Source organism: Cellulomonas bogoriensis 69B4 = DSM 16987, assembly GCF_000767165.1.
GTDB lineage: Bacteria > Actinomycetota > Actinomycetes > Actinomycetales > Cellulomonadaceae > Actinotalea > Actinotalea bogoriensis.
The window spans coordinates 1-9,029 of the sequence record NZ_AXCZ01000107.1 but is presented as its reverse complement, the minus strand read 5'-3'; the positions used below and the strand labels follow the sequence as shown (position 1 = coordinate 9,029).

Here is a 9,029-nt window from a genome sequence, read left to right as displayed (position 1 = left end):
ACCGGTCGCGGCGGCGACGGGCCTCGGTGGCCCGGACGCTGCTGCGTCTGGCCCGGTGGCGGGCCGAGGGCACCCTCCCGCGGCGCGGCATCCTCATCGGTGCCCCGCACACCTCCAACTGGGACCTGGTCCTGGCGGTGCTGCTGCTGTGGGCGCTCGGTGCGCGGGTGCGGGTGCTGGTCAAGCGTGAGGCGTTCTGGTGGCCGCTGGGACCCGTGCTGCGCCGCCTGGGCGCGATCCCGACCGAGCGCCGTGGCGGCGGGGGCCTGGTGGCCCGCATGGTGGCCGAGGCGGACGCCGACGAGGAGTTCCTCCTGGCGATCGCTGCCGAGGGCACCCGGTCGCGCACCGAGCACTGGCGGTCGGGGTTCTACCGGTTGGCCACCGGCACCGGCCTGGCGGTGACCCTGGGGTACGTCGACGGGCCCCGCAGGGTCGTCGGTGCGGGCCCGACGCTGGTCATGACCGGGGACGTCGGGGCGGACATGGACCGGATCCGGGAGTTCTACGCCGACAAGCGTGGGGTGCGGCCCGGTCGGGCCGGGGTCCCGCGCCTGCGCGAGGAGGACGCCTGAGGGTCGCGGGCCTCAGGCGGCGTCGGTGCCGGCGAGCCGGCGTCCCAGCAGCGGGGTGACGTCGCACGCGGGCATCGCCCGTCCGTACAGCCACCCCTGGGCGTAGGCGCACCCGAGCAGCTGCAGGGCCTGGGCCTGGTTCTCGGTCTCGACGTGCTCGGCGACGACGTCCAGGCCGAGCGCCGCACCCATCTCGACGATGATGCGCAGCAGCTCGGTGGTCTGGTGCACCACGCCCAGCTCCCGCACGAACGAGCCGTCGATCTTCAGGGCGTCCACGGGGAACGTCCGCAGCGCGTTGAGGGACGACTGCCCGGTGCCGAAGTCGTCCACGTGCAGGCGGATGCCCGACTCGCGCAGGGCCTGCATGACGGTGCGAGCCGCCTCGGGCTCATCCATGAAGACGCCCTCGGTGATCTCCATGACCAGGGCCTCGGCGGGGACGTCGTAGGTGTCGAGCAGGCGCCGGACCCGCTCGACCAGACCCACGGACCAGAACTCCCGGTGGGAGAGGTTGACCGCGACCGTGACCGGGCAGCTGCCGGCCCCGTGCCACTCGGCGAGCTGACGGACGACCTCCTCGGTGAGCCACTCCCCGAGGGTCGCGACGGTCCCGTCCTCCTCCATCGCGGGCAGGAACTGCCCCGGCATCAGCAGGCCCCGTTCCGGGTGCTCCCACCGCACCAGGGCCTCCAGGTGCCGCAGCGGACCGCCGGTGAGGTCGACGACAGGCTGGTAGTGGACGACGAACTGCCGTTCGGCCAGCGCCGCGCGCAGCTCGGCCCGGGACCGCAACCGGTCCGCGGCACGGGCGTGCATCTGGGGGTCGAAGACGGCGACCGTGCCGCGCTCGGCGTCCTTGGCGTGGTTCATCGCCAGGTCGACGTCCCGCAGGACGTCCTCGGGTTCGGTGTAGCCGGTGTCGCAGGTCGCGATCCCGACGCTCGCGGTGACGCTCACCTCGTGCTCGGCCAGCACCATGGGCGCGGCCACCAGCGACTGGACGCGCGCCGCCACGGCTTCCAGGTCGTCGGGAACCGGCTCCTGGAGCAGGACGGCCAGCTCGTCGCCGCCGAACCGTGCCACCACGTCCTGGGAACGAGCGTCGGTCTGCAGGCGTTCGGCCAGGACCCGCAGCAGCTCGTCACCCATGAGGTGCCCCAGCGAGTCGTTGACGAGCTTGAAGCCGTCCACGTCGAGGAACAGCACCGCGAACCGCGCGCCACGGCGCCGGTGACGGTCCAGGGCCTCCCCGAGGCGTTCGACGAACGAGGGGCGGTTCGGCAGCCCGGTGACGGCGTCGAACAGGGACGCCCGCCGCAGCTGCTCCTCCAGCGCCTTGCTCTGGTCGATGTCGGACAACGACCCCGCGAGGCGTTCGACCTCCCCGGAGGTCTCGTCCGCCGCGCCCAGGCCCCGGCACAGCAACCACCGCGAGGTCCCGTCGCTGGCCGAGACCCGGAACTCGACGATCGCCGGGACCCCGGCACGCGTGGTCAGGGACCTGAGTGCGGTGCGGACGCGCTGCCGGTCCTGGGGGTGGACGGCGCCCATCCACCCGTCCAGGTCGACGGAGGTGTCGTGGGGCAGGTCCAGCAGGTCCCGGCACCGTGTCGACAGGTTCATCGTCCCGGCGGTCACGTCCAGCTCCCACAGACCGTCGTTCGCGGCCTGCGCAGCGACGGTGTAACGCTCCTCGCTGAGTCGCGCGGCCTCCTCGAGCTCCTCGGACTCCAGCGCCTGGTTCAGCTGCTGGGCCCAGTAGTGGTAGGGCTCGCGGTCCCACTCCGAGGTGATGCGCCCGAGCACGGCCATCGCCCCGGAGTGCCGGGCGCGGCTGCGCACCGGCACCACCATGCACACCTCGGCCTCGTCGTGGTCCGCGGCGTCGATGAGGTCCCGGCCGGGGAACTCCCGCACGGGGATCTGCGCACCGGCCACCGTCCCGATGGTCCCGGTCGTGTCGTGGACCCCGGTCACCCGCAGGACCTCGCGCCGATCCCGGTCCTCCCACAGTCCCAGCAGCCCGGCCCGCACGTGCGTGCCGCCCAGCCACCCCATGCGCCGGCTGGTGGCCGCCGGTGTGCGCTGCAGGTCCCCGGCCGTCATGCCGTGCTCGACCACGGACGCCTCACGCCGGTTGGACTGCTCGACCACCCCCCAGGAGCGGACCTGCCACAGGGCGGCGTGCAGCGCGGTCGCCGTCGACGGGTCCCTCACCTCCTGGGTACCGGCGCTGAGCAGCCGGTCCAGGTACTGGGTCAGGGCGGTGGCGACCTCGTGCAGCGTGCTGACCCGGGGTGCGACCCGCTGCAGTGACCGCACCAGCTCGGCCACGGCGGTGTGGTCGGCCGGTCCGGTGCGGTCCACCACCCGCTCGACGTGGGTGAGGACCTGGTCCACGGTCGCGCGGTCCAGCGAGCCGCGGCCCCGGTCGTCCAGCAGGGTGTGCAGCATCCGGCGCAGCTCCCGGCGTGAGACGGGGACCCGCCCGGTGCTGACGCCGGGGTCCTCCCCGTTCAGCAGGTCCGTCCGGCAGCCGCAGGTCCCCCTGGGCACCACCACCGACGCCGTGGCCCGGTGCAGGCCCGATGCGACCGGCCGCCCGGCCACCATGTCGCGGACCAGCCGCCCGGCGAGCGCCCCCACCACGTCGAAGCGCTGGCGCACGCTCGACAGGCTCGGGATCGCGAACTCGGCCTGCGGGACGTCGTCGAACCCCACGACCGCGACGTCGTGGGGCACGCGCGCACCACCGGCGCGCAACGCCCGCACGAGGCCGAGCGCGTTCCGGTCCGTGGCGGTCATGACCGCGGTGGGCAGGTTCGGGCGGGCGAGCATGGCCCGCGCGGCACGCGCACCACCGTGCTCGCCGTAGGAGTCGGCACGGAAGAACAGGTCCGACCCCGCCGGCAGCCCGCGCTCGGTCATGACCGCGCGGTACACCTCCAGGCGCTCGCGGAAGTCGTGCTGACTGAGGTCGGCGACGAACCCGATCCGGGTGTGGCCGTGGGCCATGAGGTGCTCGAGCCCGGCCCGGACGCCCGCGGCGTTGTCGGGGGTGACGACGGGGGCGGTGACTCCCGCGGCGTGGTCGCTGACGAGGACGACCGGCACACCACGGGCCTGGATCCGTGCCAGGTAGGGGCCGGTGACGGCCGGGGCGATGGACACCACGGCGTCGACGAGCTCCTCGGCGATCGGCAGCTCGAAGCTCTCCAGGGTGAGGTGCAGGGCGTTGTCCTCGGGGTGCACCGTCTGGACCACCACGAGCCGTCCGCCGGCGGCGCTGGTCTCACGGAGCAGGCCCTGCAGGACCTCGCCGTTGTAGAACCCGCCCACGCGGTGGGTGAGGGCCAGGACGGTGAACGAGGCCTGCACGGTTCCTCCGTCCTCGGGGGCCTGGTGGTGACGGGCATCACATCGACCACCGGCGCCGTGGTGTGAGGGAACCTGCGGGTGAGGGATCGGGGACGTAGTGTCGGGTGGTCGGCGGGCGTCCCCGGCCCGGCCGCGTCGGAGGAGGGCGACCATGGCGTACGAGGTGGACCGCACCGAGGAGCAGTGGCGCGCGGTGCTGAGCCCGGAGGAGTTCGCCGTCCTGCGTGAGGCCGGTACCGAGCGCCCGTGGACGGGTGGGCTGCTGGGTGAGTCGCGGCCGGGCACGTACTCGTGCCGGGCGTGCGGCGCCGTCCTGTTCGAGGCCGAGACGAAGTTCGACTCCCACTGCGGGTGGCCGAGCTTCTACGAGCCCCGTGAGGAGGACGCGGTCGAGCTGGTCGAGGACCGCAGCCTGGGGATGGTGCGCACGGAGGTGCGGTGCGCGCGTTGCGGGTCGCACCTGGGTCATGTGTTCGACGACGCGCCGTCCACCCCGACAGGTGACCGGTACTGCATGAACTCGGTGTCGTTGTCCTTCCGTTCCCGGGAGGGGTCGTGAGCGCGGGGCGGCGCTTCCGCCGCCCGGCCATGCTGGACCCGCGGGCCGCCGACGAGCTGCCCGGGGACGTCGACCCGGCGCTGCGCTCGGAGGTCGCCCACATGACCGCCGACGTGATCGTGCGGCAGGGGCGTGCGGCGGAGGACCCCGAGGTCGTCGAGCGGCTGGTGCGGCTGGTGGACGACGAGGGCTTCGACACCGTCGCCGCCCTGTGGTCCGACAGCCCGGCCGGCACCCTGCCGGGTTCCCTGTGGCGGTTGTACGTGCTGCGCGAGTGGGTGCGTCGGGACCCGCAGGTGGTGGCCGAGCGCTACCGGGCGGGGGTGCACCGGGCCGAGGTGCACGACGTGGTCGCGGGAGTCGTGAGCCCACCGGGGCCCACGGACGTCTCGCGCCTGGTCGACGCGGTGCTGTCGGGGGTGTTCACCGGTGACCTGGCGGTCGCGCTGGAGCGGGCGGCGGCGTTCGCGCGGGTGCTGGCCACGGGGTCGGCCCTGGACGCCGACGGCGTGGAGGACCGTGACGGGGCCATGGCGTGGGACCTGACGCGCGGGGCGTCCGGGCTGGTGTCGTTGGCCGAGGAGCTGGAGACGGCGGCCGGGCTGTGGCGGTCGGGGCACCTGGACTGAGTAAAATAGGGGCAGACGTCGGGCCGCGGTAGCCCCGGGCTCCACACAATGCCGCTTCGAGCGGCCTTCGCGCCGACAGGCGCTCTGCGGTCCGGCGTCCTCACAACCCTGACGGGGGGCGGTGACGCTCCACCGCCACGATCCGCGCCCGGTGGCCCCTGCCGACGATGTGCGAGACGAGGACCTCGCCGGTGCGCAGGTACGGGTCCCTGGTGGGCAGCGTGCCGACGGTCCACCTGCGCGTGGCCTCACCGATGGTGTCGATGATGGCGCCGAGCAGGGGGCGGTGGGTGCACAGCGCGACGTCCCGCGGACGGGCGATCAGCTCGTCGAGCACCTCCGAGGCCTGGTCGGGGTCCTCGTGGTGGGCGGCCTCGGTGAGGGCCTTGTCCGCGGCGAGGCGGATCCCGGCCTTGGACGCGTAGGGCTCCACGGTGGACAGGCAGCGGCGCCACGGGCTGGTGACCACCTCACGGACCCCGAACGCGGACAGCACCGGCACCAGGGCCACGGACTGGGCGGCGCCCTTGGGGGTCAGGGGCCGGGACTGCTCCCCGCGCCGCCACGCCGAGCGCCGTCGCGCCCGCCCGTGGCGGACGATGGTGGTGGTGCGGGTGTGCAGCCGGCCCTTCTCCCATGCCTGCAGCAGGGCGGCCAGGGGGGTGCGGTCCGCCTTGCGGGTGAGCAGGTCGCGTGCGGCGTCGACGCCGACCCAGACGGCCTCGTCGACCTCGTCGGTGGAGGCAGGTTCGACCGGCGGTCGCACGGACAGGGCGCGGGCGTCACCGTCCTCGTCGGCGGGCCGGGCCGCCCAGTAGTGGACGTGCTTGGGCTTGCCGTCGTTCAGCCGGTAGTGCAGGCCGGGCAGGGGGATGCCGAGCACGATCGTGACACCGGTCTCCTCGGCCACCTCGCGGACGGCCGCGGCGGGCAGGGACTCCCCGGGGTCGACCTTGCCCTTGGGCCACGACCAGTCGCGGTAACGGGGGCGGTGCACGAGCAGGACCTCGAGGCGGTGGTCGGTCTCCCGCCACACCAGGGCCCCGGCGGCGTGCACCGCGGCCGTGCGGCTGGTGCTCACCGGTCTCGGCCCGGGCGTCGGCGCTGCCGCTCGACGAGCAGGGCCTGCAGGTCGTCCAGCGGTTCACCGTCCTCGCCCAGGTGGTGGCGCGTCCAGGTGGCGTCGGCCCCCAGGTGCCAGGAGGTGGTGCTCGGCGCCATGGACAGGTCCAGCAGCTCCAGGAGCTCGGCCACGTGCTCGGCGTCACCGAGGCGGACGAGGGTCTCGACGCGGCGGTCGAGGTTGCGGTGCATGAGGTCCGCCGAGCCGATGTAGACCTCGGGGTCGTCGTCGTTGGCGAACGCGAAGATCCGGGCGTGCTCCAGGAACCGGCCCAGGACCGACCGCACCCGGATCGTCTCGCTGAGCCCGGGCACGCCGGGACGCAGCGCGCAGATTCCCCGCACCACCAGGTCCACGGGCACCCCGGCCTGGGAGGCGCGGTAGAGGGCGTCGATGGTGGCCTCGTCGACGACGGAGTTCACCTTCATGCGGATCCAGGCCGGGCGTCCGGCCCGGTGGTTGGCGGTCTCCCGCTCGATCCGCTCGATCAGCCCGGACCGCACCGACCGGGGCGCGACGAGCAACCGCTTGAAGCGGGACTTGGGCGCGTACCCGGAGAGCTGGTTGAACAGGCGCGTGAGGTCCTGCCCGACCTCGGGGTCGCAGGTCAGCAGCCCCAGGTCCTGGTACAGGCGCGCGGTCTTGGGGTTGTAGTTCCCGGTGCCGACGTGGCAGTAGCGGCGCAGCCCGTCGGCCTCCTGCCGCACCACCAGGGACAGCTTGCAGTGGGTCTTGAGCCCCACGATCCCGTACACGACGTGCACCCCGGCCTGCTCGAGCTTGCGTGCCCACGAGATGTTGGCCTGCTCGTCGAAGCGGGCCTTGATCTCGACCAGGGCGAGCACCTGCTTGCCGGCCTCGGCGGCGTCGATCAGGGCGTCCACGACCGGGGAGTCGCCCGAGGTCCGGTACAGGGTCTGCTTGATCGCCAGGACGTGGGGGTCGGCGGCCGCCTGGGCCAGGAACGTCTGCACCGACGTCGCGAACGAGTCGTAGGGGTGGTGCAGCAGGATGTCGCGCCTGCGGATCGCGGCGAACACGTTGGTGGGCTTGGCCGACTCGACCTCGGCCAGGTGCCGCTGGGTGCCGCCGACGAACTTCGGGTAGTGCAGGTCCTGACGGTCCAGGTCGGCGATGACGTTCAGGCCGGTCAGGTCCAGGGGGGCGGGCAGCTGGTAGACCTCCGACTCGTCCACCCCCAGCTCCCGTACCAGCAGCTCACGGACCCGCTCCCCGATGTCGGCGGCGAGCTCCAGGCGCACGGGCGGGCCGAACCGCCGGCGCAGCAGCTCCTTCTCCATGGCCTGGAGGATGTTCTCGGCGTCGTCCTCCTCGACCTCGACGTCCTCGTTGCGGGTGACGCGGAACGTGTGGCTCTCGATGACCTCCATGCCCGGGAACAGCTGGTCCAGGTGCTGGGCGATGACGTCCTCGATGGGCACGAACGAGGTGGGCCCCTTGTGGGGGTCGGACGCCTGGGTGCTGGGGGCGCTGGGGCGTCCCCGGTTGTCCACGGCGATGAACCGGGGCAGGAGCGGTGGGACCTTGACGCGCGCGAAGTGCTCCTTGCCGGTGGTGGGGTTGCGCACCACGACGGCCAGGTTCAGCGACAGCCCCGAGATGTACGGGAAGGGGTGGGCCGGGTCCACGGCCAGGGGGGTCAGCACGGGGAAGATCTGCTTGCGGAAGAACCTGTGCAGGCGCTCCTGCTCGTCGCCGGCGAGCTCGTCCCAGTGCACCAGGGTGATGCCCTCGGCCGAGAGCGCCGGCTGCACGGAGTCGGTGAACACCGACGCGTGGCGGACCATCAGCTCCTGGGCGCGCCCGTCGATGGCCTCCAGGACCTGCCGCGGGCTCAGGCCGGACGCGGCGGTCACGGCCATGCCGGTGGCGATGCGGCGCTTGAGGCCGGCCACGCGCACCATGAAGAACTCGTCGAGGTTCGAGGCGAAGATCGCCAGGAACCGCACACGCTCCAGCAGGGGGACGGTGACGTCCTCGGCCAGCTCCAGGACCCGTTCGTTGAACGCCAACCAGTCGAGCTCGCGGTCGCTGAACCGCCCGTCGGGCAGCGGGGCGTCCTGCGGGTCCTCGGGCGCGGTCTCGACGTCCTCGGGTGCGGTCCGGGCAGCGGGCTGCGCAGTCATGGGTGCATGGTCGCACCCCCAGGTGTCCTGCGTGTAGCGGTGGGGGCGGGAACGTCACCCGACCGTGGTGTGCTGCACGTCCACGCGGTCGGTCACGAACCCCACCGACCGGTAGGTGCGCACCGCGGCGGTGTTGGTCGCCTCGGTGAACAGCACGGCCCTGGACCGGCCGCGGGCGGCCAGGTGCGCCAGGACGACGTGCGTCAGCGCCCGGCCCAGGCCCGTCCCCTGGGCGTCGGGGTGGACCCCCAGCGCGTACAGCTCGCCCTCGTCCGAGCCCGGTTCGAGCTTGCACCACGCGAACGCCACGACCCGGCCCCCGCGTTCGGCGAGCAGCAGGTCCGCGGGGTCGAACCACGGCTCGTCCTGGCGTGCCCGCAGGTCGGGAAGGCCCATGCGACCCTGCTCGGGGTGCCAGTCGAACGCACGGGCGTTGACGTCGAGCCAGGCCTGCTCGTCCCGGCCGGGGACGAACGCGCGCAGACGGGTGCTCGGGGGCACGTCCGGCGGGACCGTCCCGCGTCCCGGGTCCAGGTCCATGGCCATGCGCCACAGCGCGCGTGCGGGTCGCAGGCCGTGACGGGCGGCCAGGGCACGCGCGGCGGGCAGGTCCCC

The 9,029-nt window shown here is 73.5% G+C and carries 7 protein-coding genes; 3 read left to right on the top strand and 4 right to left on the bottom strand.

What is annotated here, in order from left to right:
- A partial coding sequence (locus N869_RS10090; protein WP_332248766.1) for a 1-acyl-sn-glycerol-3-phosphate acyltransferase occupies positions 1 to 575 on the top strand: 575 nt, incomplete at its 5' end.
- Positions 576 to 587: 12 nt separating this feature from the next.
- On the opposite strand, the gene N869_RS16585 is transcribed toward N869_RS10090, so the two are convergent.
- Positions 588 to 3,956, bottom strand: a complete 3,369-nt coding sequence (locus N869_RS16585; RefSeq protein WP_052105365.1) for an EAL domain-containing protein — start codon at positions 3,954 to 3,956, stop codon at positions 588 to 590.
- Between the two features lie 151 nt (positions 3,957 to 4,107).
- Between N869_RS16585 and msrB the strand changes: the two genes are divergently transcribed.
- Both msrB and N869_RS10075 read left to right on the top strand, forming a co-directional pair.
- Positions 4,108 to 4,515 (top strand): peptide-methionine (R)-S-oxide reductase MsrB, encoded by a 408-nt coding sequence (gene msrB, locus N869_RS10080; protein ID WP_035061042.1) that lies wholly within the window; start codon positions 4,108 to 4,110, stop codon positions 4,513 to 4,515.
- A 29-nt stretch (positions 4,516 to 4,544) separates the two neighbouring features.
- On the top strand, positions 4,545 to 5,144 hold the full coding sequence (locus tag N869_RS10075) for a hypothetical protein (protein WP_035061041.1): 600 nt from the start codon (positions 4,545 to 4,547) through the stop codon (positions 5,142 to 5,144).
- Positions 5,145 to 5,244: 100 nt separating this feature from the next.
- Here N869_RS10075 and N869_RS10070 read toward each other — a convergent pair whose 3' ends face one another.
- From N869_RS10070 to mshD, 3 genes are all read right to left on the bottom strand, one after another.
- Positions 5,245 to 6,225, bottom strand: a complete 981-nt coding sequence (locus N869_RS10070) for an NUDIX hydrolase (protein ID WP_035061040.1) — start codon at positions 6,223 to 6,225, stop codon at positions 5,245 to 5,247.
- Positions 6,222 to 8,414, bottom strand: coding sequence for an RNA degradosome polyphosphate kinase (locus N869_RS10065; RefSeq protein ID WP_035061039.1), 2,193 nt, complete (start codon positions 8,412 to 8,414; stop codon positions 6,222 to 6,224). The genes N869_RS10070 and N869_RS10065 overlap by 4 nt, the downstream gene beginning before the upstream one ends.
- 54 nt (positions 8,415 to 8,468) lie before the next feature.
- Positions 8,469 to 9,029 (bottom strand): mycothiol synthase (mshD, locus tag N869_RS10060; protein ID WP_035061038.1); only part of this gene is annotated, 561 nt, incomplete at its 5' end.

Bases quoted from the DNA above. Each gene is read 5' to 3' on its own strand.
- msrB (WP_035061042.1), top strand. From the start codon at position 4,108: ATGGCGTACGAGGTGGACCGCACCGAGGAGCAGTGGCGCGCGGTGCTG.
- N869_RS10075 (WP_035061041.1), top strand. From the start codon at position 4,545: ATGCTGGACCCGCGGGCCGCCGACGAGCTGCCCGGGGACGTCGACCCG.
- N869_RS10065 (WP_035061039.1), bottom strand. From the start codon at position 8,414: ATGACTGCGCAGCCCGCTGCCCGGACCGCACCCGAGGACGTCGAGACC.